The organism is Subtercola boreus (assembly GCF_003399645.1).
Lineage (GTDB): Bacteria > Actinomycetota > Actinomycetes > Actinomycetales > Microbacteriaceae > Subtercola > Subtercola boreus_A.
Genome location: NZ_NBXD01000030.1, coordinates 46,113 through 71,221 on the forward strand (window position 1 = coordinate 46,113; position 25,109 = coordinate 71,221).

Consider the following 25,109-nt stretch of genomic DNA (forward strand, 5'->3'; position numbering starts at 1 on the left):
GCGCTTTCACACCCCTGCACACGTTCGTGCGGTGTTCTTGCGCTTGTGCACTTACTGCCTGACGCATCCATATTGCGTCATGCCTGACCAGCGACGAACACTGGCGCACGAAACGAGAAACCGGCCCACCTGACTTACAAACCCATCCGCGCAGCACGCGCGGTGTCAAGAGCCGACCTGCCAACGATACACGGCCGGCCCTCGAAAGTCACGAACCTGGTGTCAGGTGGCGAGTCCCGGCTTCGGCGCGGGCCCAGCCAGAGGCTGCGGTCGAGCATCCGAAGCACCGGCACCAGCACCACCACCGGCCACGCCTGCACCAGCCCCAGCCCCGGCCCCGGCCCCGGCCGCACCCGTCCCGCCCTGCCCGGCCCGCGTCACTGACCGTGACCCGGTGCGCCGCGACGGCGACCCCACGAGCAACCAGCCCGTACGGATCGGGTTGCGTCGCCCGGCGAGCGCCACGCCGGCGAACAGCAGGCTCAGCAGCAGCAGACCCGCCAGAACGACCACACTCGTCAAGATCGGCCCGGAGTCACCACCCGTCAGGATCCCCTGCATGCCCGAGACGGCATATGCCAGGGGCGAGATCGAACTGATGAACTGGAACGGCCCGTTCAGGATCTCGACCGGATAGACACCGGCCGTCGTCGCGATCTGCACCGCGAAGAGAATGAGCGAGATCACCGTTCCGATGCGCCCGAACGCCAGGCTCAGGAACTGGTGGAACGCCGTGAAGGCCAGCGCGACGAGCAGCGCGAAGCCGAGCGTCGCGGGGAACGCGCCCCACGAATCGCCCATGCTGACCTGGAGGAACGCCACCACGACCAGCGCCTGCAGCACCGCGAAGACGGCCGCCCGGCCGAAGGTGCGCAGCACGAGCCGCCCGGTCGACGCCGAACTCACCAGCAGCGACGGTCTGATCGGCCGGAGGAACAGGAAGATCGCGACCGCGCCCATCCAGAGTCCGGCGGGGATGATCAGAATGGCGATCACGTTGCCGATACCGCCGACGCTGTTGTCTGTCGACACGTTCACCGCGACGGGATCGGCGGCGACCTTCGCCGACGCCGCCGGATCGGCTGCCGCGTTCTTCGTGAGCGCATCCGCCCCTGTCTGCAAGCCCGACTGCAGGGTCGTCGCGCCGGTCGTGAGCTGCCCGGCCCCGGCGGCCGACTGCTCGGCACCGGTCGCGAGCGCTGCGACCCCGTCGGAGAGCTGTGAGGCACCCGAGTTCAGCGCGCCCGAACCCGCGGAGAGCTGTGACGCACCCGAGGCGAGCTGTGAGATGCCGGACTGGAGGGCATCCAGACCCGTGGCCGTCTGCGACGAGAGGGTGGACCCTCCCGCGGCAGCCTGGTCGAGCCCGCCCGAAAGCTGTGCGTAGGTGCCCAGCAGAGTGCTCTTCTGGGTGGGAGTGAGATTGGGGTTGCTGTTGATGGCACCCTGGAGGCCCGACTCGAGCTGGTCGAAGCCGCCCGCGATCTTCGAGACCCCACCGGTGTAGGTCGAGACACCGTCTGAGAGCTTCGAGAGGTTCCCCGCCTGAGAGTCGAGCGTCTGCACGCCGTCTGCGAGCGAGTCGACGCCGCCGGTGTACTGGGCGACACCCGAACTGAGAGAAGCTGCACCGGATGCGGCACTGGCCGCTCCCGTCGAGAGCTGGTTGAGGCCATCCGTCAGGGCCTGGCCACCCGAGGCGAGCTGACCCGCCCCGCTCGCGGCTGTGGAGAGCTGTGTGCCCACTGTTCCGAGCCCGGAGTAGACGCCGGTCAGCACCTGTGAGGTGATGGTCTCACCGAAGCCGGCCTTCAACGCGGTACCGACGGTGTTGGCGACGATGCCCGTGAGGTACCCGTGCGAATCGTCGGTGGTGATGTCGATCGTGCTCTGAACGGGTGTGGGGGTGCTGAGCGTGTTGATCTCTGCGGAGAAGTTCTCAGGGATGGTCAGCACCGCATAGTAGGTCCCGTCGGCGAGACCTTTGGCGGCGTCTTCGCTGTTCGTGACGTTCCAGTCGAAGCCGGTCTGGTTCGGCCCGGTGAGCTCGGTCACCAGGCCCCGTCCGGCGTAGACGGTCGACTGGGTGCCGTCGGCCGCGGTCGTCGTAAGTAGCTTGTCGTTGTTCACGACCGCTGCCGGCACCCGGTTGAGGTTCTCTGTGACGTTCGAGAACGCTCCGGAGAAGAGGCCGTTGCCAGCGAGCGGTATCGCGATCACCGCGAGAGCGGCGAGGGCCCAGAGCCAGGCGTGGCGCCGACGGTGCGAACGCACGGGCGAAGGCGTCGACGCAGAGCCCGCGGCGGCCGGAGTGGACGGGTCATGGATGATGCTCATCGCAGTGTTCCTTCGTGACGAGACGGTTCGGAGAGTTCGAGGGTGACGAGGGCACGCCCGGCTGAGACCGAGCCTGTAGGAGGGGCATCGGGCAGCCCGATCACGAGGGCTGTGTCTTCGGGCACGAGCTGTGCCAGGGCATCCACGAACTGCAGGTGGTTCTCGAGCGGCGACCCGAGGTCACCGGTGTCGAGGACGAGCATCCACGCGCCGTCGGCGAGGCCGAGGGCGGTGAGAACGAGGGACGAAGCGACCGGAGTGAGGGCGCCGAGTGCGGTGTTCTCGCTGATCGGCAGCTCGCGCGGTATCTGGGCGAGTGCCCGGTTGATGTCGTCGATGCGTTCGGTGAGCTCCTCGGCGGAGGCGCCGCGACCGAACAACCGCCGTGCGTAGCGCAGCCGCTCCTTCAGCGCCCGGCCCACGGAAGTCTCGAGGTCGGGCCGCGATGACGACAGGTCGACGAGGGTCACCCGCCGGCTCACTGCACCCGCCTCCGAGGGGATGGTGAGACCCTGCACCTGCAGCTCTCCCGACTCCGGGGTCAACCTGCCGGCCAGGGTCGCCCCGACGAGCCGTCTCGAGGTGGTGTCGCCGGCGAGCACCAGAATGGAGCCCGGTGCGACAGACAGGTCGATCGTGTTCTCGACGCCGCCGATGACCAGGTCTTCAGCCGTGATGACGTCTGCCGGATGCCCGGCAGCCCAGGAGGCGCTCGAGATGTGTTCGCGCAGTCCCTCCCCTTCGACGTCGACGTTGGGCAGCAGGCGGGCAAGACCGCGCGGCAGCTTCCACGCCGTGTCCCCGAGCAGGGTCATCACGGCCGGAACGAGGGTCATGCGAACCAGGAACGCATCGACGAACACGCCGACAGCGAGGGCGAGGGCGATCTGCTTGATCGCACCGGTGCCCTCGGGAACGAAGGCGAAGAACACGAAGAACATGATGAGCGCGGCGGCCGTGACGACCCGCGCACCCTGCACGAAGCCGACCCGGATGGCCCGCCGCGCGTCCCGTGTCTTCACGTACTCCTCACACATGCCCGAGACCAGGAAGACCTCGTAGTCCATCGCGAGACCGAAGAGAATCGCCATCAGCAGGATGGGCAGGAAGCTCAGGAGCGGCCCGGTGGCGCCGACATTGAGCAGATCGGCGCCCCAGCCCCACTGGAACACGGCCACCGCGACACCGAAGCTCGCCCCGACCGAGAACAGAAAGCCGACGGCCGCCTTGATCGGAACGGCGATGGAGCGGAAGACCATGGCCAGCAGCACGATCGAGAGACCGACCACCAGGATGCCGAACGGCAGCAGAGCGGCCGTGAGCAGATCGGAGATGTCGACGGCCACCGCGGTCTGGCCCGTGACGGCGATCGGGGTGCCGAGGTCTGCCGTGATCTTCGGATTCAGGTCGCGCAGGGCGTGCACCAGCGTCTTGGTGTCCGGCGAGTCGGGGGCGGTGTCGGGAATGACCTGGAAGATCGCGGTGTCGAGCGTGGCATCGGGCACCCCCTGGCCGACCAGCGTGACTCCCGGAACGGTGCGGAGCTCGTCGCCGATCTTGGTCAGCACGCCCTGGATGTCGGTCGACTGCGTGATGTCGGCGACCACGATCAGCGGGCCGTTGTAGCCGGGGCCGAAGCCCGAGGCGATCAGGTCGTAGGCCTGCCGGTTCGTCGAATCGGCGGGCTGCTGGCCGGAGGTGGGCAGGTTGAGGTCGAGGCTGAAGGCGGGAATGGCGGCCACACCGACCAGGCCGCAGACGGCGATGATGAACACCACGGGAGCCTTCATCACGAGCCCCACCCAGCGTGCGCCCATCGAGCGGGAGGCCGGTTTGCCGGCCGACCTCTCGACGCGCGCCTGATCGGTCGCAGCGCGTTTGGCGGCCCGGGCCGCGGCGCGCGGGCTCAGGCCGGTTCCTCCCGTACCCGCCGCGGCGGCATGGTTGCCGGCGTGCACCGGCGCAGAGGGGTCGACGGGGGCGTCGATCGTTCGGGCGGCGTGCGGGTGCAGCTGTGCATCCGCCGCTACGGCATCCTCGTCGTGGGCCAGGGCGGCGAGGGCCCGCCGCTCCACGCGCGACCCGGGCTTCGGGCGCAGGCGGTTCTTCGCCAGACCCATGATGGCGGGCAGCATCGTTGCGGCGATGCAGACCGAGATGAAGACGGCGAATGCGGCGGCCACACCCATGACGCTCAGGAACGGGATGCCGACGACCAGCAGTCCGAGCAACGCGATGATCACGGTGGTTCCGGCGAACACCACGGCGCTGCCGGCGGTGGCCACCGACTGCGCGGCCGACTCTTCGGGCTCCATGCCCTGCGCGAGCTGGGTCCGGTGCCGCGACAGGATGAACAGGGCGTAGTCGATGCCCACGGCCAGGCCGATCATGACGGCCAGGAGCGGCGCGGTGCTCGAGATCGTGGTGAGCGCCGAAGCCAGGGTGACGCCGCCGATGGAGATGCCGACGCCGATCAGCGCAGAGAGGAGGGGCAGGCCCGCGGCGAGCAGCGAACCGAAGGTGATGAACAGCACGACGGCGGCGAACAGCACGCCGAGGCCCTCGGAGGGCGAGATGCCGACGGTGTTGTCCTGGAAGACCGGGCCGCCGTACTCGACGCGAAGACCGGCGTCGGCCGCGAGGGAGCGCGTGTCCTGTACCGCCGTGATGGTGCTCGCCGGGATTTCGATGGTCGGCCCGTCGAACGAGACCGAGGCGTAGGCGATGGTCTTGTCGGCCGAGATGGCGTTGGCCGCGTATTCGGAGTAGGGCGTGATCACCGAGCTGACGTGCGGGATCTTGGCGATGGCATCCGTCACCGCGGTGATGGCGGCCTGGTCGGCGTCATCCGTCACGCTCTGGCCCGCGGGCACCTCGAACACGACCTGGGCGCTCGACCCTGCGGCGGCCGGGAACACGGCGGCGAGCTTGTCGAGCGCCTGCTGCGACTCCGTGCCGGGAATGCTGAAACTGCCGTCATAGCTGCCGCCCAGGCCGATGCCGACGCCGAGGATGGCCGCGAGGAGCAGGAACCAGCCGACGATCATCTGCCAGGCGTGCCGAAAGGAGAAGCGGCCGATGCGATAGAGAAGCGTTGCCATGGTGCTTTTCTCCTAGGAGGCGACGGCCGGAGCCATATGGAACGGGATGAGGATTTCGGAGATGACGTCGACGAGCGCCCTGCGCACGTCGACGTCGGTCTCGGCGACGGCTGCACTCTGCAGGGGAACCGAGATGGCGACGACATACGCCGCACCGGCGAGGGCGATGCCGAGCCGGATGCGCTGCTCGGTCGTGGGCAACCCGGTCATGAACTTGTCACCGAGGTGCTGGATCAGCTGGCGGGCGCGGTCGATGGCCGGGATGCCTGCCAGCGACTGGCCCTGGTTGATGATGATGTGGGCTTCGAGCCCGTATTCCAGGAGGAAGTCGACGAACTCGTCGATGAAATCGAGGCGCAGTCGATCGTCGGTGATGCGGCTGATGAGGTTCTCGAAGATCGCCTCGATACCGTTCAGGGCCGGCGTGAGTGCGGCCTCCAGAAGGGCCTCCTTCGAGGCGAAGTGGTAGAGCACGCTCGACTTCGAATAGCCCGCCGCATCGGCGATCTGCTGCAGCGAGGCTCCGGCATAGCTGGTCTCGACAAACAGGCGTAAGGCGACCGCCTTCAATTCCTCTGAGGGGTCTGGTCGAGAGCTGGCATTTACTGGCACTCGAAAACCCTAGCTGACCGCTCGGTCAGCTCCTGCACGATCGGTCAGATCTGTGGGGCTACTCTCAGGCTCGGGTCGTCTGCGGTGCGACGCCCTGAGGCTTCGCTGCAACGAATCGCTGCTCACGACGGAGGTGACGCCGCTCGAGGCGGCCCATCACCACGCTGTAGAGCACCGGCAGCACGATCAGCGTGAGGATGGTCGACGAGACGAGGCCGCCGATCACCACGATCGCCAGCGGCTGCGAGATGAACCCTCCATGGCCCGTGAGTCCGACCGCCATCGGCAGCAGCGCGAAGATCGTGGCGAGCGCGGTCATGAGAATGGGCCGGAGCCTCCGCGACGCCCCCTGCACCAGCGCCTCGCGAACGAGGAGGCCCCTCGCCCGGTACTGGTTGACGAGGTCGATGAGCACGATGGCGTTCGTCACCACGATACCCACGAGCATCAGCACACCGATGATCGAGGGCACGCCGAGCGGGATGCCCGAGATCACCTGCAGCGCAATGGCCCCCGTCGCGGCGAACGGCACAGACACCAGCAGCAGAACCGGCTGCAGCAGGCTCTTGAACGTGGCGACCATCACGACGTAGACGATGAGGATAGCGACGAGCAGGGCGATGCCCAGCTGGCTGAACGCCTCGGTCTGGTCGGAGGTCGCGCCGCCGAGCGTCGCGGTCGCGCCGGCGGGCAGCTGCACCCCATCCACCGCCTTCTGCACGTCGGCACTCGCCGACCCGAGGTTGTCGCTCGACGGAGTGGCGGTCACGGTGGCCGTGCGCAGGCCCTTGCTCGTCGTGATGGTGTCGGGCCCGTTCACCCCGGAGACGCTCGCGAGGGAGTCGAGTCGCACCGGCCCGGTCGCCGTCGGAATGACGAGCGCCGCGAGGTCGGCCTGGGTGGCGGGTGTGGAGTCGCTCGCGATGTAGATCGTGTACTGCGTGCCGTCGATCACGATCGACCCCGCGGTCTGGGGCTGCATCGCATTGGCCACGATCGATCCGACCGCCACCTCGCTGAGCCCCGCCTCGACCGCCTTGGTGCGGTCGACGGCCACCGCGATGTACGGGCGCGTGGCGGCGAGATTCGAGGCGCTCTGGGTGATGCCGCCGAGCCCCTGCACCGACGCGAGCACCGCTGCGGCGGCAGTCTGCAGGTCGGCCTGGTTCGTGGCCGTGATGTCGACGGAGATGTCGGAGGAGGTTCCGAAACCGGCTGAGGCGGCCACGGTGATCTGGCCGGTGTCGGGAATCGCGGCGAGGTCGCTTCGAACCGTCTGCTGCAGAGCATCCTGGTCGGCGCTGTCGTCGGTGGTGACGGAGTAGGTGATCGCGTTGCCGCCACCGCCCACGAAGGCATCGCGCAGGCTGCTGCCGCTGGATCCGATCGACACCTGCACGGTCTTCACGCCCTCGATACCCTGCAAGGCCTGCTCGACCGCGCGGGCGGAGGCGTCCTGGGTGTCGAGACTCGCTCCCACCGGCACCGTCTGCGTGACGGTGAGGGTGTTCTGCCCGCTGTTGCCGAGGAAGTTCGTCTTCAGCAGCAACGCCAGCCCAGCGGTGCCGGCGAGCACGATGACGGCGACCAACAGGGTGGCCAGGGAGTGCTTCAGCGTCCAGGCGAGCAGGGGCAGGTAACGCCGCTGCAGCCTGCCGGGCGCTTCGTCGTCGATGGCCTCGGGCTCCCGGCGCGAACGGCGGCCGGGCTGGGCGGCGGGCGCATCCGGCATCGGCGGCAGGCCCTTCGGCACCGCGGCGTGCGGGTGTCTCAGCGCGCGCCGCTGCGCCCGCGTGAGGCGGTGCGAACTGCCGAGGAACCAGTACGCCAGCACCGGGACGATGGTCAGCGCGACGAACAGCGAAGCGAGCAGCGCGATGGTCACGGTCAGAGCGAACGGCCGGAACAGCTCACCTGTCGTACCCTGCACGAACGAGATCGGCAGGAAGACGGCGACGGTCGTGATGGTCGACGCGGTGATGGCGACAGCCACCTCGCGAACAGCGGCGACGATGACCCCGGCACGGGTGGCCGGGTTGATCGGGCCGGAGGCCTCGGCCCGAGCCAGGTGCCGCTTGATGTTCTCGATCACGACGATGGAGTCGTCGACAACGCGGCCGATCGCGATCGTCAGTGCACCCAGAGTCAGGATGTTCAGCGAATAGTTCGCGGCCTGCAACCCGATGAACGTGATGAGCACCGAGGTGGGGATCGAGATCGCCGTGACGAGCGTCGAGCGCACGGAGAGCAGGAAGATGAGGATGATCACGACGGCGAAGAACAGCCCCAGCAGCCCCTCGGTCGCGAGCGACTCGATCGACTGCTGGATGAACGGGGCCTGGTCGAAGACCACGGTGAAGGTTGCTGCGGGCAGCGCTGCCTGCAGCTGCGGGATGAGGTCCTGCACCCCCTTCGACACATCGACCGTGTTCGCCGATGGGAGCTTGGTGACGGCGATGGTGAGAGCGGGCTCGCCGTTCACCCGGGAGAGCGACGTGACGGGATTGTCGACGAGCGCGACCGTCGCGAGGTCGCCGATCGCATAGACACCTCCCCCGGGTTTGGCCGCGGGAAGGGGGATGGCGGCGATGTCGGCCGTCGAGCCGAGCTTCGAGCCGGCCTGCACCGACAGAGTGGAGCCGTTCTCGGTGATCGACCCGGCGGGGAGCAGCGCTCCGTTCGACGTGACCGCCGTCTTGATGAGGGTGGCGCTCAGCCCGGCCTGGTTGAGTTTGTCGCTGTCGGGAGTGATCGTGACGCGCTGGCCCGGGTCGCCCAGCAGCTGGGCCGAACGAACGCCCGCGACCTGCTCGATGTCGGTCAGGGTCGAGCCGCGGATGGCGGTGGCGAGGGCCTTCGTGTCACCGCCGGTGACGGCGACCTGGATGACCGGCAGATCGCCGATGCTGCCGCTCAGCACCTGGGGGTCGAGGTCGCTCGGCAGGGCGGATTTGATGCGGTTGATCGCCTGGGTGATCTTCTGTTCGGCGTTCGGGAGGTTCGTGCCGTAGACGAACGTCGCGTTCACGATGGAGAGGTTCGTACTCGAGGTGGCCGAGGTGGTGTCGATGCCCTCGACCCCCTGCACCGCCTGCTCGATGGGGGTCGACACGTCGTCATTGACCACCTCGGGCGACGCCCCCGGGTAGTTGGTGAGGATCACCAGCTGGGGGAAGTCGATCGACGGGATCAGCTCCTGCTTCAGACTGGTGAGCGCGAGCCCGCCGAAGACGGCGACGACGATGGTCACGAGCGCGATGAGCGCCCGGTTCTTCATACTCAACACCGCGAGAAAATGCACGGGTTCAGTGTCTCACTTCTACACGGCGTCGAAGCCCGCCGCTACCGCGCATCGGGGACCGACACAGCGCCTCGGCGGAGCGCGCCCGGCCACCAGAACCGGTCGCCCGTCACGAACACCAGCGCGGGCACCAGCACCGTGCGCACCAGCAGGGTGTCGAGCAATACCCCGATGCCCACGATCACACCGATCTGGGTCAGCGCGATGATCGGCAGCACGCTCAGCACCGCGAAGACGGCAGCGAGCAGGATGCCGGCACTCGTGATCACCCCGCCGGTCGCCGAGAGCGCGTGGATCATCCCCGGCCGAGTGCCGAGCCGCCCCGCCTCCTCCCGGGCCCTCGTGATGAGAAAGATGTTGTAGTCGACGCCCAGCGCCACCAGGAACAGAAAGCTGAACAGCACCACACTCGTGTCGAAGGCCGGAATGTCGAAGATCGTCCTGAACACCAGGTTCGCCGCTCCGAGGCTCGCGAAGTAGCTCGCCACGACCGTCACGATCAGCAGCACCGGCGCAACGAGCGCCCGCAACAGCACGAGCAGCACCACGAAGACGATGCCGAGGATGATCGGGATGATCAGCTGCTCGTCATGGGTCGCGGCGGTCTGTTCGTCGAGCGCCGTGGCATCCGTTCCGCCCACCAGTGCTTTCGAGGCCGCACCGGGCGCTGCCGCGTATGCCTCGCGCAGCGTCATGATGGTCTGGAACGCAGCATCCGACTGCGGCTCCGCGTCGAGGGTGACGCTGAGCTGGGTGGTCGTTCCGGCGGCTTGGCCCACGGTGACGGCCGACACCCCGGGGGTGGACGTGGCGATCGCCTGGGCGTCGGTGACGGCATCCGTCGGCGTGATCACCACCGTCTGCGCGCTCTGGCCGGCGGGAAAGGCGCTGTCGATGACCGTCTGGCCCTGGGCCGACTCGGGATTTCCGCGGAACTGCTGCACCTGCGACAGCCCCACACTGAGGTTCAACGCCCCGAAGGCCAAGGCGCCGAGCACGACGACACTGCCGATGACGACCGCCACGGGCCGGCGCGAAACCCCGTGGCCGAGGCGGGACCAGAAGCCGTGCTCGGTCTTCGACTCGGAACCGTAGGCCGGTACGAAGGGCCAGAACAGGCCGCGTCCGAAGATGACGAGGGCCGCGGGCAGCACGAGCAGCGCGAAGACCATTGCGGTGACGATGCCGATCGCGCACGCGAAACCGAGCGCTCGGTTGCCCGAGAGGTCGGCCAGCAGCAGCGTCAGGAGGCTGAGCGTCACGGTGCTGCCGCTCGCCAGCACCGCCGGGCCCGCCCCGCGGAGCGCCCGCGACATGGCGACCCGCCGGTTCTCGTGCCCTCGCAGCTCCTCGCGGTAACGCGCGATGAGAAGGAGCGCATAGTTCGTTCCCGCGCCGAAGACGAGCACCGACAGGATGCCCGAGATCGAGGCGTCGATCGTGAACCCGAACACGCTCGCCAGCTGTTTCACCAGGATGCCCGCCAGGGCGTCGGCCGCCCCGATGACGGCCAGCGGCACCAGCCACAGCCAGGGACTGCGGTAGGTGATGAGCAGCAGCACCGCCACAACGATGACGGTCACGAGCAGCAGGCGGAAGTCGGCGCCCTGGAACGCCGCAGCCACATCGGCCTGGAACCCTTCGGGGCCGGTGACGTACGAGCGGAGCCCGTCGGGCAGGTCGGCGCCGGCGAGCGCGCGGAGCGCCACCACGCGCTCGCCCTGCGTGTCGGAGTTCGTCGCGGCCGGCAGCGGCAGGGACAGCAGCGCTGCCGTGCCGTCGTCGGAATACTGCGCCGGCGGCAACTGGCCGGCGAGCGACTCGGGCGCCAGTGCGGCTGAGCGCCCGGCGATCGCGGCCCTGTCGGCCTCGGTCAACACCGTCCCGGCACGGTCGAAGACCACGAGCGCGAAACCGGCGTCGGAGTTCGGCAGCTGCTTCTGCAGCTCGGCCACCTGAGCGGACTGGGTGGTGGCTGGGAGCCCTGCGGTGGGGGCGACGGTTCCGCTGCTGGTCGGGGCGGTGGCGAACAGGATGCCCGCCGCCACGATCGCGAGGGCCAGAACGATCCACGCCGTGAACTTTCCGCTGACAGAATCGGTGACGCGTCGCATCCGGGAGCCCCATTTCTCTCACTTGCCTGACTATTAAGCACCTTGACAATAACAGAAGCTAGGATGAATGTCATGACGGGATCGGAAGCAGCTGAGTTGCCGTCGGCGCCGCGCGTGCCGCGTGAGCCGCGCGTGCCGGTCGAGGGCGAGATGCAGCAGGCGAGCCTCGTTTTTCGCGAGCTGCTCACCCTCACCGCAGACTTCGAGAGGGTGCTGGCCGCGCACCTCTCGGTGAACGGCACCGACCTCGACGCGATGCAGCACCTGATCCAGGCCGGGCCGCTGAGCCCCACCGAGCTCGCGCACCGGCTCTCCATCACCACCGCCGCCACCACGCTCGTGATCGACCGGCTCGAGAAGGCGGGGCACGCGACGCGCGAGGCGCACCCCAGCGACCGGCGCAGCGTGCGGGTCGTGCCGAGCGAGGCATCCGTCGCCGCCACCTTCGCGGCCCTCGGCCCCCTCATCTTCGGCGTCGACGCCGTGCTCGACGACTTCACCCCGGCCGAACGCTCCGCCATCGAGACCTACCTCGGCCGGGTCGCCGCCGTCTACCGCCGCGTCATCGCGGAAACCCCGCCCGCCCCCTGACACGCCCCGCGGCGCCCCCGGCCCCCGGCCCCCCGGGGTCACGAGCAAAACCGGCACGAATTCGGGATGCCGCGCCAGATAGCGCGGCGGATGCCCCGAATCGTGTCGATTCTCGGCCAAACACCGGCGACGGGTGGCGCGCCCACGCCCGTTCCGCGCAACAGGCGCGGCAGTCGACGGAAGCGGCGTCAGTCGGCCCCGGTGGCGGCGTAGACGCGCAGCGCCTCGCCCATGTAGACGGCCGTGCCGCGCCGTGGCGATCGCGGGCGCGTCCGAAGCGCTCGTCGGCCCGGTAGCCGTTGGCAGCGACCCGACGGGGCACCAGCAGGCCGAGGTCGCCGTAGTGGCGGAGGGTGCGGTTGGTGGTTCCCGCGAGCGCCGCGATCTGCTGGATCGACCACTCGCGCGGCTGTTGCGGCCGCTTGGCGGACTCTCGTTTCTCGCTCATGCAGCCCACGGTAGAGCGTGACGCAGCGTCAGGGTCACACTCTCGGGCTGTCCGACGCTCAACCGGTGGGCGCGGGGGTGGGAATGGGCGACCCAGTGGGCGCATCGGGCGCCCCGGTGCTCGCCGGGGCGGGCGCGGAAGCGGACGGCGTCGGCGACGAGGCACCCGCACCAGTGCCAGAACCCGAGCCCGTCGACCCGCGCCCGCGCGCCGACGCCGGCAGCGGGAACGACGAGCCGCCCCGCGCATCGCCCGTTCCCCTGTAGAACTCCTTCCACACGTACAGCCGCGACAGCCCGCTGCCGACCTTCACGCCGTTCGCCCCGGTGACCGCCGTCTGCCTGATCGAGACGTTGCCGGTGACGTTGCCGACCCAGGATGCCGACACGAGCTGGGTTGTGCCGCCCACCAGCCAGACGTCCTTCTCGGCGTCGGTGGTGCCCGTCTTGCCGAAGTGCGGTGTTCCGTCGGCAGGGTTCGCCGTCGTCGCCGTGCCCGACTGGATCACGCCCTGCATCGCATACAGCGCCGTCTGCGCCAGCACCGGGTCGATGGCCTGCGTGCAGCTGCTCTGGGGAACATCCACTGCCGCCCCCGCCGCGTCGGTGATGCTCGAGATGGCGACCGGGGTGCAGAACAGTCCGTTCGCGGCGACCCCCGCATAGGCGGCGGCCATCGTCAGAGGGGAGACCTCATTGCCGCCCAGAACGGTGGCATAGAGCCCGGTGTCCATCGCGTTGCCGTCGGCCCTGTGCATCCCGAAGTCCGACGCGATCTTGTTGATGTCGCAGAGGTCGAGCTTCGTGGCCATGTTGAGGAAGGCGTTGTTCACCGAGTCTTCGAACTGCGTGAGCACGGTGGCATTGCCGCCCACCTCGCCGGCGTCGTTTCCGGCCTTGTAGGGCGTCGAGACGGTTTCACCGCAGCTGTTCGTGATGTTCGAGCTGGTGAACGTCTGGTTGTTCGACCCGTTCACGACATCCGAGAGCGAATGCCCGGTCTTCAGCCAGTCCAGCAGCACGAACAGCTTGCTCGTCGACCCGTTCTGAAAGCCGGACGAGCCTCCGTAGGCCGCATCCGTGCTGTAGTTGATGGCCGTGTTGGTGGCAGGGTCTGCGGCCGGATCCTGACTGTAGGTCTTGTTCTGTGCCATCGCCAGGATCTTGCCCGTTCCCGGCTGCACCGTCACGAACGCTCCTCCGATGTCGACGCTCGACATCGACTGGGGCACGTAGTCGGTCACCGCCTGGTTCGCCGCCGCCTGCAGACTCGGGTCGAGGGTCGTCACGATCGTGTAGCCGCCCCGGTTCAGGGCGTTCGCCCGATCATCCGCCGTCGCTCCATAGGCCGGGTCGTTCAGGATGATGTTCTTCACGTAGTCGCAGAAGAACCCCGCCCCGTCGCTCGCGGTCTGGCAGCCGGTCGAGAGCGGGGTGATGTTCGGGGTCACGGGAGTCGCGACCGCCGCGTCGAACTGCGGCTGGGTGATGGCGCTCTCCTTCAGCATCGACGCGAGAACATCCTTGTCGCGGCGGGCCGTGTTCGCGGCGATGTTCGCTGGCTCGTCGATGCGAAGCCCCTCGGGCTCGTTCACGATGGCCGCCAGGCTCGCCGCTTGGGGCAGTGTCAGGTCGCTGGCATTCACCCCGAAGTAGTACTGCGACGCCGCCTGGATTCCGTACACCCGCCCGCCGAAGAGGGCGATGTTCATATATCCGAGCAGGATGTCGTCTTTGCTGTACTCCTTCTCCAACCCGATCGCGAGCTTCAGCTCCTTCAGCTTGCGGTCGGGGGTCGTCGCGGTGGCCTCGGCGTACGCGGCGGCCTCCGCCGTCGGATCGCTGATCGCCTCCGCCCGCTGCACGAGGATGTTCTTCACGTACTGCTGCGAGATCGTGGATGCGCCCGACGCGATATCGCCCGTCACGCTGTTCGCGATGAGGGCCCGAACGGTGGACTGCACATCCATGCCACCGTGAACGTAGAAACGCGGGTCTTCGGTCGACACGATTGCGTCTTTGAAGTACTGCGACACATCGTTCCACCCCACGTCCTGCCGGTTCTGGTCGTAGAACGACGCGAGCAGGGTCTGGCTGCCGTCGGCGTTCTGCGCGTAGATGCTCGAGGTCTGCGAGAGCGCATCGGGCTTGATGTACCCGGGCAGATTCTCGAAGGCGTCGAGCGTGGTGTTGACCCCCACGCCGGCGAGCGCCACGGCCGGGGTGACCATGGCTGCGACCAGCACTCCGGCGACGACGCTGCCGGCGACCAGCCCGAGGGCGGCCCGAATCGGTGTCAACACGCAGTCTCCCTCATGCCGGCCGGGGTCGGCCTGGCGCAGCCTCACACGCTAGGTTCCCTTCCTGTTCAACGGTGATGAACCGTCTGGAGAACTGCTGGCAACAGCGGGCGTAGCCTGAGAGCATCTCGAAAGGATGACCATGCCCCGCATCGGCGCAAGCGACCTCGACGTCTTTCCTCTCTCTCTCGGCGGCAACGTCTTCGGCTGGACAGCCGACCGAAGCACCTCCTTCGACATCCTCGACGCCTACGCCGCAGCGGGCGGTGACTTCATCGACACCGCCGACTCCTACTCTGCGTTCGCCCCGGGCAACCACGGGGGCGAGTCGGAGACACTCATCGGTGAGTGGATGACCGCCCGCGGCAACCGCGACAAATTCGTCGTGGCGACCAAGGTCAGCCGGCACCCCGACTACATGGGTCTCGCGGCGGCGAACATCGCTGCGGCCGCTGACGCGTCGCTGGCGCGTCTCGGCGTCGACACCATCGACCTCTACTTCGCCCACTTCGACGACGACGAGACCCCTCTCGATGAGACGGCGGGCGCCTTCGACGAACTGGTGAAGTGCGGCAAGGTGCGGTACATCGGCCTGTCGAACTACTCGCCTGAGCGCATCGAGGCGTACTTCGAGGTGGCCCGCGCGAACGGGTTCGCATTGCCGGTCGCCCTGCAGCCGCACTACAACCTCGTGCACCGCAACGAGTATGAGGAGCAGTACGCACCGCTCGCCGAGCGCGAGAACCTCGGCGTGGTGCCCTACTTCGCCCTTGCCAGCGGGTTTCTCACCGGCAAGTACCGCTCCGCCGACGACCTCGCCGGCACCGCGCGCTCAGCCGGAGCCGCGAAGTACGCCACGCCTCAGGGCCTCGCCATCGTCGACGCGCTCGACGAGATCGGCAGTGCGCACGGTGCGAGCATCACCACCACGGCCCTCGCCTGGCTGCTCGCCAAACCCACCATCACGGCGCCCATCGCGAGCGCGTCGAAGGTCGGGCAGGTGGCCGACCTCGTCGCGGCCCCGAACCTCGCACTCACGCCCGAGGAGGTCGCCCGCCTCGACGACGTCTCCGCCTGGCACGCCTAGCCCGCCCTCACCGTTGTGCGCAAAAGCACCCAAGACCTCCGGTTTGGGTGCTTTTGCGCAGAACGTGGGGCGGCTAATCGTCGAGCAGGCCGTGCAGGGTCGCCTCGTCGACGATGAGGTCGGTGATGAGCTTCGCTGCGAGCGCTCCCCGCAGGGCGGGCATCCGGGACTTGCCCGAGACGACGCAGACCCGCCTGGAGACGCGGGCGAGCTGTTCGAGCGGCGGCCCGCTCGAACGCAGGTTCATCGGCACATCCGAACTCGATCCGTCGGCACGGTAGAACACGGTCGCCACGTCGCCCACCACGTTCGACGCCGTGAGGCTCTGGAAGTCGGACTCGTCGAGATACCCACTCGTGTAGACGTGGCCCGGCACCTCTGACAGCGGTGTTCCCAGCCCGAAGAGCGCGACATCCATCCGCTTCTGAATGTCGAGTACGCGACGGATGCTGCGCTCACGCCAGAGCACCTGCTTGGTGGCCGGATCGTCGAAGAACGCCGGCACCGGAAACTGCTGCACGTAGGCGCCGTAGGCCGCCCCGAACCGGCTCATGATCTCGCTGGCGTAGACGATGCCTGTCGTTCGGGTGTTCGCCGCACCGTTCAGCTGCACGATCTGGGAGTTGTGGGTCACCTTGGGTTGCAGGTGCCGGCTCACGGCGCTCATCGTGCTGCCCCAGGCGATGCCCATCGTCATGTTCGAGTCGAAATACTGGTTCAGGATGCGCGCGGCCGACATTCCCACCCGCTCCAGCCGGTCGATCTCGTTCGCCGAATCGGGCACCGGAACCACATGCACGGTGACGTGGTGCTTGTCCTGGATGCGCTGCAGCGCCGTCGAGATGCGCTCCGCCGGCGTCTTCACCTGGATCTCGACGAGACCCGCCTCGCGGGCGTAACTGATGAGGCGGGAGACCGATGAGCGGGAGGTGTGCAGCTCGGCCGCAATCGCCTCCATCGTCAGGTCTTGCATGTAATAGAGATGTGCAGCCCGCAGGGCGTCACGCACTCTCTCGCTGGCGGGCGGATGCTCGAAGATCGAGGTTGCCATCGGGCGCCTTCCCACGTTCTGCACATGTGTGCAAGTAGCTTGACCATTCTTGTCACAGTTCTCAGTATGTATTGAGTCACACGGATTGCGTCGGAGCAACCTGGGACTTACACGAAGGCGAGTGAACAGTGACTGACTACAACGCTGAAAAGGCTGCGACTACCGAACTCCGCAGCGATGTTCAGGCAATTCTCGATCGCCCGACGGCCCAGGTTCTGGTCATCGGTGGCGGTATCAACGGCGTAGGAACATTCCGCGACCTGGCGCTGCAGGGTGTCGACGTCGTTCTCGTGGAGCGCAGCGACTTCGTCTCCGGGGCATCCGCTGCCTCGAGCCACATGATCCACGGTGGCGTCCGCTACCTCGAGAACGGTGAATTCCGACTGGTTCGCGAGTCGGTGCAGGAGCGCAACCGACTGCTGCGCCTCGCACCCCACTACGTGAAGCCGCTGCCCACGACCATCCCGATCTTCTCCACCTTCTCGGGCATCCTCTCGGCTCCCCTCCGGCTGCTGACCCACAAGCCCGGCGGCAAGACGAAAGAGCGCGGCGCCCTGCTCATCAAGGTGGGCCTCACCGGCTACGACTCGTTCTCGCGCGACGGTGGCACCGTGCCCCGCCACGAGTTCAAGGGCCACAAGAAGACGATGCAGAAGTTCCCGAAGCTCCGTGACAGCGTGAAGTACACCGCTCGTTACTACGACGCCGCCGTCGAGAACCCCGAGCGCCTCGCGCTCGACATCATCGGCGACGGGATGGTGGCCGGTAAGGAGAAGGCCCGCAAGGCCAACTATGTCGAGGCGATCGGCTCGAGCCCCGAGGGCGTGGTTCTGCGCGACACCGTCAGTGGTACCGAGTTCACAGTCAAGGCCGACGTCGTAGTGAACACCTCCGGCCCCTGGACCGATCTCACCAACGCGGCGCTCGGCAAGTCGTCGAGCTTCATGGGCGGCACCAAGGGCTCGCACGTTGTGCTCGACAACCAGGAGCTTTTCGACGCCTGTGCCGGTGGCGAGATGTTCTTCGAGAACAACGATGGCCGTATCGTGCTGATCTACCCGCTGAACGGGCGCGTTCTCGTGGGAACGACCGACATCGACGCCGACCCCAGCGAGCCCGCGGTGTGCACCGAAGAAGAGGTCGACTACTTCTTCGAGCTGGTCTCGCACGTTTTCCCAACCATCGCGATCGATCGTTCGCAGATCGTGTTCCGGTATTCAGGCATCCGCCCGCTGCCCAAGCACGACGACACTGCCCCCGGGTTTGTGTCGCGCGACTACCGCATCGAGCAGACCACCTTCGCCGGCGACAAGAAGACGCCGATGCTCAGCCTGGTCGGCGGCAAGTGGACGACATGGCGCGCACTGAGCGAGCACCTCACCAATGAGACGCTGGCCCTGCTGAAGCTGACCCGTTCGGTCAGCACCGAGAACCTGCAGATCGGCGGCGGCGTGGGCTTCCCGGCCACGGAGTCGGCGACGAAGGCCTGGGTCGCCGAGCACTCGGCCGGCCTCACCCCGGCGCGCACCGCCCAGCTGCTGAAGCGTTACGGCACCAAGGCGTCGGAGGTGATCACCCACATCGGTGAGCACAGTGACGACGCGGCGCTCACCTCGCTTCCCGACTACAGCACCGCCGAGCTCGACTACCTCGTCAACACCGAGTACGTCGTGCACCTCACCGACGTGGTTCTGCGCCGCACGATCGTCGCCTTCACCGGCGGCCTGACCCAGCCCGTCTTCGACGAGCTCAGCACGATCGTCGGCACGCACCTCGGCTGGTCGGCCGAACAGCTGGCCGCCGAGCGAACCCTGGCGACCGAGAACCTCGCCTTCTTCCACGGGTTGAAGCTCGAGGCATCGGTGCCGTCAGAGGTGGCCGAGGAGTTCACTCCCGCGAAGTAGGACTGTCGGGTGCGACCGCATCCGACAGGCGTGATTTATGCACGGATGTGCATGACAGACGTCTTGTACGCGGGGCGCAGTCGGCGCTAGGTTTCAGGTGCTCCGATACTGCGCCCCCGCGCACAGGGCGACACACACAGGCGAAGTCGCCTCAGAAGAAAGGTCAACGTGGACAATCTCGGTATTGATTTCGTTTCGGAGTTGGTGGGCACAGCCCTCCTCGTACTCCTCGGCTGCGGCGTCGTCGCCAACGTCGCCCTCACGAAGTCGAAGGGCTTCAACGGGGGCACCCTGATGGTCAACTTCGGCTGGGGCCTCGCGGTCTTCGCCGGTGTCATCGTCTCGTACGCATCGGGCGCACACCTGAACCCCGCTGTGACCCTCGGCCTCGTCGCCAACGGCGCCAAGACGTTCGGTGGGGCAGACTCCCTCGTCGACGTCAGCTTCGTGAGCGTCATCGCGTACATCGGTGCCCAGCTCATCGGTGCCATCATCGGTGCCGTGTTCTGCTGGCTGGCCTACAAGCAGCACTTCGACGAAGAGCCCGAGCCCGCCAACAAGCTGGGCGTGTTCTCGACCGGTCCCTCGATCCGTTCCTACGGGTGGAACCTCGTCACCGAGATCATCGGCACCTTCGTGCTGGTCTTCGTCGTCATCGGCTTCGGTCGCCAGGGCGCGACCGGCGGCCTCGCAGCCCTCGGCGCACTGCCCGTCGCCCTCCTCGTCGTCGGCATCGGCGCCTCGCTCGGTGGCCCCACGGGATACGCCATCAACCCGGCACGTGACCTCGGCCCGCGCATCGCACACGCCATCCTGCCCATCAAGGGCAAGGGCCCGTCGGACTGGGGCTACTCCTGGGTTCCGATCGTCGGTCCGATCATCGGTGGGGTGCTCGCCGGTCTTCTCGCCATCCCGCTGCTGCCCATCCTCGGCTAGACCCGTCCTACTTTGCGCAAAAGCACCCAAACAACACGGTTTCGGTGCTTTTGCGCAAACTGAACCATCGCTTCACGCTACGAAACAACAAAGGAGTTACACATGAGCGAGCAGTACGTCATCGCCATCGACCAGGGAACCACCTCGTCGCGCGCCATCATCTTCAACCACGAAGGCGCCATCGTCTCGACGGGCCAGAAGGAGCACGAGCAGATCTTCCCGAAGGCGGGCTGGGTCGAGCACAACCCCAAAGAGATCTGGGACAACGTTCGCGAGGTCATCGGCCAGGCCCTCTCCAAGGCCAACCTGACACGCCACGACATCGTGTCGATCGGTATCACCAACCAGCGCGAGACCGCTGTGGTGTGGGACAAGAACACCGGTGAGCCCGTCTACAACGCCATCGTCTGGCAGGACACCCGCACGCAGTCGATCGTCGACCGCCTGGCGGGCGAGGAGGGTGTCGAGAAGTACAAGGACATCGTCGGCCTTCCCCTCTCCACCTACTTCGCCGGCACCAAGATCGTCTGGATCCTGGAGAACGTCGACGGAGCCCGTGAGCGCGCCGAAGCCGGCGACCTCATCTTCGGCACCACCGACACCTGGGTTCTCTGGAACCTGACCGGCGGAGTCAACGGCGGCCAGCACGTCACCGACGTGACCAACGCGTCCCGCACCCTGTTCCTCGACCTCAAGACGCTCGAGTGGCGCGACGACATCCTCGCTGACTTCAACGTTCCGAAGTCGATGCTGCCGACGGTCAAGAGCTCCTCCGAGATCTACGGTCACGCCAGCGACAACTCGCTGCTGCGCGAGGTGCCTATCGCGGGCATCCTGGGCGACCAGCAGGCTGCCACCTTCGGCCAGGCCGCCTACGACAAGGGCGAGGCGAAGAACACCTACGGCACCGGTAACTTCATCATCTTCAACACCGACACCGAGATCGTGAAGAGCGAGAACGGCCTGCTCACCACGATCGGCTTCAAGCTGGGCGAGGGTGAGACCCACTACGCGCTCGAAGGCTCGATCGCCGTCACCGGTTCGCTGGTGCAGTGGCTGCGCGACAACCTCGGCATCATCAACTCGGCGCCTGAGATCGAGACGCTGGCGAAGACGGTCGACGACAACGGTGGCGCGTACTTCGTGCCCGCGTTCTCGGGTCTGTTCGCGCCGCACTGGCGGTCGGATGCCCGTGGTGCCCTCGTGGGTCTGACGCGGTTCGTCAACAAGGGTCACATCGCGCGTGCAGCGCTCGAGGCCATCGCGTTCCAGACCAAAGAGGTCATCGACGCGGTCAACGCCGACTCCGGCGTTCCGCTGACCGAGCTCAAGGTCGACGGTGGCGCCACCTCCAACGACACCCTGCTGCAGTTCCAGGCCGACATCCTGGGCGTACCCGTGGTTCGCCCGGTGGTCGCCGAGACCACTGCGCTGGGCGCCGCCTATGCCGCCGGTCTCGCCACCGGCTTCTGGTCCGGCCTCGACGACCTGCGCGCCAACTGGCTCGAAGACAAGCGCTGGGAGCCGAACATGGACGAAGACGAGCGTGCTCGCCTCTACCGCAACTGGAAGAAGGCTGTCACGAAGACCCTCGACTGGGTCGACGAAGACGTGCGCGAGTAGCACTTCGCCGTACTGAACGTACGGGGGGGCGGGCATCCATTCGGGTGTCCGCCCTCTTGCGTTCCCGGGCACCCGGAGTAAAGATCGACCGGGGGCCCGACCGGGAGAACCATGCCCCCACCCCCCGAACCCAGTGCAGAAGCCGCCTCGGCCCGCGACGCCGAGCGGTGGTTCCGCAGCCGCGGACTTCCCTTCTTCGCGCACCCCGGCTCTCGCGGCACGCTGCTGGTCGCCCGCACAGCTCCCGTCATCGCCCTTTTGTGTTGCGTCGAGCTCGCCGGCTCGCTGCTCCAGCGCACGAGCATCAGTATCGATGCCCGTGCGCCCCTCCCCGGCGCTGTCGTGCTCGTGGCCATGGCACTGGGTCTCCTGGTTCTCGTGGCGATCCCCGCAGCCGCGCTTCTGGCCGCTGGCACGTGGCTGCGCGAGTGGCCGCGCAGCACGACGACGGCCGGGTGGGTGCTCATCGTGTACGACGTCGTCGTCGCACCGTGGGTGGTCGGTCATCCGTTCGCCCTCCTCGACCACCTCGCGGCCGGCCTCAGCGTGGCGCTGGCCCTGCTCGCGACCCGGCTCGGCGTCGGGTCGCTCGCGAGCTGGACGATGCGCTCGGCCATCAGGCAGTTGCGCGCCCTGCCGCAGCTGGCGAGCCGGGCCCTCCCCCTGCTGATGCTCGTCGTCGTCGTCTCGTTCTTCTCCCGCAACCTCTGGGAGGTCGTGAACGCCCTGCCAGCGGTACGCCTGGCGGGCGTTGTGTGGGTCTTCGCGCTGCTCGGACTGCTGTTCATCGTTCCGGTGACGCGAACCGAGCTGATCGGGCTGGGGAACGCGGCCGACGCCACCCCCGAACTCAGCCGACTCGAAAGGGTCAACGTCACCGTCGTGCTCGTGCTTGCGCAGAGCCTCCAGGTGGTGATCTTCTCGGGACTCGTCTGCGTCTTCTTCACCGGCCTCGGGTCGATCGCGTTCACACCGGCTGTGCTGGATGTGTGGCTCGGCCCCGGGCGAGCGCCCCTCGAACTCGCCGGGGTGCGCCTGCCCGTCGACGCTGCCCTCGTCAAGACGGCAGTGTTCCTGAGCTGCGTCTCGTCGCTGAACTTCCTCATCTCGGCGACGACCACCGCGAGCTACCGTTCGGCGTTCTACGACCCCCTGTTCGACGACGCGAAGAAAGCCCTGGCGGTGCGGGCCCACTACCGCTGGGCGGTACGCCTCGAAACCGGCCAACGGATCGTTGCCGAACGGGAATAAAGCACGCGGCGCCTCAGTTGGACGCTCTATTTATCAGGTGTAGTGTCGTCACTCGTGACTAACGAACCCAAGTCAGCGAAGCGCTGGATCATCGGTGAACCGCTGCCCAGCCACAAGCTGGAGGGGCAGCTTCTGCCGAAGCGTCTAGCACTCCCGATCTTCGCGAGCGACCCTCTGTCGAGCGTGGCGTACGCGCCGCAGGAACTGCTGATGATCCTGCTCATCGGCGGGCTCGCGTTCTTCTCCTTCGCCCCCTGGGTCGCGGCAGCGGTCATCCTGCTCCTGGTCGTCGTGGTCGCCTCCTACCGCCAGCTGGTGAAGGCCTATCCATCGGGCGGCGGCGACTACGAGGTCGCCCACAAGAACCTCGGCGAGAAGGCCGGCCTGGTGGTCGCGTCGGCCCTGCTGGTCGACTACGTGCTCACCGTCGCCGTGTCGGTCGCCAGTGGCGTCGACAACATCATCTCGGCCGTCCCGCAGCTCAACGGCTTTCGCGTCGAGCTGGCAATCCTGTTCGTCATCCTGCTCGCGGCCGTCAACCTGCGAGGTGTTCGGGAGTCGAGCAAGGCGTTCGCCATCCCGACCTACGTCTTCGTCGGCAGCGTACTGCTGATGATCGTGGTGGGGCTCACCCGCACGGCGCTCGGCGGTGCCCCCGTTGCCGAGTCGGCCGACTACGGGGTCAAGGCCGAGAGCTTCGGGCAAGTGGCGGTCATTCTCCTGCTGCTGCGCGCCTTCTCGAGCGGATGCTCGGCCCTCACCGGTGTCGAAGCCATCGCCAACGGCGTGCCCGCCTTCCGCCGCCCCAAGGTGCAGAACGCCCAGCGCACGCTGGTGCTGATGGGCAGCATCGCCATCACCCTCTTCGCCGGACTCGTCGCCCTGGCCCTCATCTCGGGCGTGCACTACGCCGAGAACAGCTGCGACCTGATCGGGTTCGCCGAGTGTGCGACGACACCGCAACGCAGCCTCATGGCGCAGGTCGCAGCATCCGTCTTCGGCAACAACTCGCTGATGTTCTTCGTGATCCAGGCCGCGACGGCCGCGGTGCTCCTGCTCGCGGCGAACACGGCCTTCAACGGGTTCCCGCTGCTCGGCTCGGTGCTGGCGAAGGACTCCTACGCGCCCAAAGCGATGCTCACCCGGGGTGACCGCCTCGTGTTCTCGAACGGCATGATCCTGCTCGCACTGGCGGCATCCGCGATTCTGCTGGTCTACCAGGCGTCACTGACCAACCTCATCCAGCTCTACATCATCGGCGTGTTCGTCTCGTTCACCCTCGGCCAGAGCGGGATGATCGTGCACTGGGTGAAGCTGCTGAAGAGCGGTGCGCCCGACCGGGGGGCGACCATCCGGAGCCTGACCATCAACTCGTTCGGGGCACTGTTGACCGGTGTCGTGCTGATCGTCGTGACCATCACGAAGTTCACTCACGGCGCTTGGCTGGTGTTCGTGATCATGCCGATTCTGTACATGTTCATGCTCGGCATCAACCGCTACTACCGTGACGTGAACAAGGAGATCGAGGTCGATCCGGTCACCACGTTCGGCGCGAAGGGCGATCACGCCATCGTTCTCGTGGGGCGCATGCAGAAGCCCGTGCTCAAGGCCCTGGACTACGCGATCGCCGCACGACACGCCTCTCTCGAGGCGGTGCACATCTCGATCGACGAAGAGCAGACGGCGCAGCTCGAACGCGACTGGGCGCAGCAGAACATCGACGTTCCCCTGCGCATCATCGAGTCCCCCTACCGCGACGTGGCCGAACCGCTCTGCGCCTACATCAAGAAGCACCGCACGAAGTACGGCGCCGAGGTCGTGACGGTCTACACCCCGATCTACATCGTCGGTCACTGGTGGGAGTCCCTGCTGCACAACCACAAGGCTCGCCGCCTCAACAAGCGCCTGATGCTGGTGCACGGAGTCACCGTTTCGCTGGTGCCGTGGCTGCTCGACTCGAGCGAGCTCATCTACGGGCGCCGTTCACGCCCGGTACCCGGCCAGGAACGGCGCGGAGATCCCATGCGGCCCATCGCACGGGCCCACACGCCGTCCGTTCACGACGGCGCGCCGCGGCATCCGGCAGACGCAGGAGGCCGCACCGGCTCGATCCACCTCGGCGACGCGGGGGCTGCTGCGGAGCCGGTCACGGTTGCGGCAGGGGCTGCTGCGGGCGCCACGGCGGGGCGGCAGCAGCGGGATGTGCGGCGGCAGGCCGCGCGAGACGCAGCCGCCGAGTCGAGGCGCACGCGCAACTAGGCGTATTCCGGCGCGGTCGACGTTGATCCCGTGGTCGGCGCAGTTCACCCGGCCGTCGCAGTTCACCCGGTCGGCGCACTTCACCCGGTCGTCGCACTTCACCCGGTCGGCGCACAGAAGAACGCCGTGCGCTGCATGCTAAACTCACGTGTAGTTTTTCTCGTATTCAACTCATCCGGGTGGCGTTCATCCCCC

The 25,109-nt window shown here is 67.4% G+C and carries 14 protein-coding genes and 1 pseudogene; 7 read left to right on the plus strand and 8 right to left on the minus strand.

Going from position 1 to position 25,109, the window contains the following annotated elements; all coding sequences use genetic code 11:
- Positions 1 to 222: 222 nt before the first annotated feature.
- From B7R24_RS14885 to B7R24_RS14905, 5 genes are all read right to left on the minus strand, one after another.
- Complete coding sequence (locus B7R24_RS14885) at positions 223 to 2,337, minus strand: YhgE/Pip family protein (RefSeq protein WP_116419755.1); 2,115 nt, start codon at positions 2,335 to 2,337, stop codon at positions 223 to 225.
- The gene (locus tag B7R24_RS14890; RefSeq protein WP_116419756.1) at positions 2,334 to 5,438 is read right to left on the minus strand and encodes an MMPL family transporter; all 3,105 of its coding nucleotides are present in this window, start codon (positions 5,436 to 5,438) and stop codon (positions 2,334 to 2,336) included. Before B7R24_RS14890 ends, B7R24_RS14885 begins: the two co-directional genes overlap by 4 nt.
- Positions 5,439 to 5,450: 12 nt before the next feature.
- The gene (locus B7R24_RS14895) at positions 5,451 to 6,050 is read right to left on the minus strand and encodes a TetR/AcrR family transcriptional regulator (RefSeq protein WP_116419757.1); all 600 of its coding nucleotides are present in this window, start codon (positions 6,048 to 6,050) and stop codon (positions 5,451 to 5,453) included.
- A gap of 64 nt (positions 6,051 to 6,114) precedes the next feature.
- Positions 6,115 to 9,351: an efflux RND transporter permease subunit gene (locus B7R24_RS14900; RefSeq protein ID WP_116419758.1), complete on the minus strand. Its 3,237-nt coding sequence runs from the start codon at positions 9,349 to 9,351 to the stop codon at positions 6,115 to 6,117.
- Between the two features lie 41 nt (positions 9,352 to 9,392).
- A complete protein-coding gene (locus B7R24_RS14905) occupies positions 9,393 to 11,465 on the minus strand; it encodes an MMPL family transporter (protein ID WP_116419759.1) in 2,073 nt (690 codons plus the stop codon).
- Positions 11,466 to 11,537: 72 nt separating this feature from the next.
- Here B7R24_RS14905 and B7R24_RS14910 point away from each other — a divergent pair, with 72 nt between their 5' ends.
- Positions 11,538 to 12,056: a MarR family winged helix-turn-helix transcriptional regulator gene (locus B7R24_RS14910; RefSeq protein WP_253259484.1), complete on the plus strand. Its 519-nt coding sequence runs from the start codon at positions 11,538 to 11,540 to the stop codon at positions 12,054 to 12,056.
- 289 nt (positions 12,057 to 12,345) lie between these two features.
- On the opposite strand, the pseudogene B7R24_RS18170 reads toward B7R24_RS14910, so the two are convergent.
- Both B7R24_RS18170 and B7R24_RS14920 read right to left on the minus strand, forming a co-directional pair.
- Positions 12,346 to 12,504: pseudogene (locus tag B7R24_RS18170) on the minus strand (MerR family DNA-binding transcriptional regulator); the annotation flags it as partial.
- Positions 12,505 to 12,562: 58 nt separating this feature from the next.
- A complete protein-coding gene (locus B7R24_RS14920; protein WP_147304060.1) occupies positions 12,563 to 14,806 on the minus strand; it encodes a transglycosylase domain-containing protein in 2,244 nt (747 codons plus the stop codon).
- 139 nt (positions 14,807 to 14,945) lie between these two features.
- Between B7R24_RS14920 and B7R24_RS14925 the strand changes: the two genes are divergently transcribed.
- Positions 14,946 to 15,890, plus strand: a complete 945-nt coding sequence (locus B7R24_RS14925) for an aldo/keto reductase (RefSeq protein WP_116420001.1) — start codon at positions 14,946 to 14,948, stop codon at positions 15,888 to 15,890.
- A gap of 73 nt (positions 15,891 to 15,963) precedes the next feature.
- Here B7R24_RS14925 and B7R24_RS14930 read toward each other — a convergent pair whose 3' ends face one another.
- Entirely contained in the window at positions 15,964 to 16,941 is a 978-nt protein-coding gene (locus tag B7R24_RS14930; protein WP_116419761.1) for a sugar-binding transcriptional regulator, read from the minus strand.
- Positions 16,942 to 17,069: 128 nt separating this feature from the next.
- On the opposite strand from B7R24_RS14930, the gene B7R24_RS14935 reads away from it, so the two are divergent.
- The 5 genes from B7R24_RS14935 (at position 17,070) to B7R24_RS14955 (ending at position 24,914) form a co-directional block, all read left to right on the plus strand.
- Positions 17,070 to 18,845 (plus strand): glycerol-3-phosphate dehydrogenase/oxidase, encoded by a 1,776-nt coding sequence (locus tag B7R24_RS14935; RefSeq protein WP_116419762.1) that lies wholly within the window; start codon positions 17,070 to 17,072, stop codon positions 18,843 to 18,845.
- A 168-nt stretch (positions 18,846 to 19,013) separates the two neighbouring features.
- Positions 19,014 to 19,781, plus strand: a complete 768-nt coding sequence (locus B7R24_RS14940) for an MIP/aquaporin family protein (RefSeq protein WP_116419763.1) — start codon at positions 19,014 to 19,016, stop codon at positions 19,779 to 19,781.
- Positions 19,782 to 19,883: 102 nt separating this feature from the next.
- A complete protein-coding gene (gene glpK / locus B7R24_RS14945) occupies positions 19,884 to 21,404 on the plus strand; it encodes a glycerol kinase GlpK (RefSeq protein ID WP_116419764.1) in 1,521 nt (506 codons plus the stop codon).
- Between the two features lie 111 nt (positions 21,405 to 21,515).
- Entirely contained in the window at positions 21,516 to 22,655 is a 1,140-nt protein-coding gene (locus tag B7R24_RS14950) for a hypothetical protein (RefSeq protein WP_116419765.1), read from the plus strand.
- 54 nt (positions 22,656 to 22,709) lie between these two features.
- Complete coding sequence (locus tag B7R24_RS14955) at positions 22,710 to 24,914, plus strand: APC family permease (RefSeq protein ID WP_216363719.1); 2,205 nt, start codon at positions 22,710 to 22,712, stop codon at positions 24,912 to 24,914.
- The last annotated feature ends 195 nt before the right edge of the window (positions 24,915 to 25,109 follow it).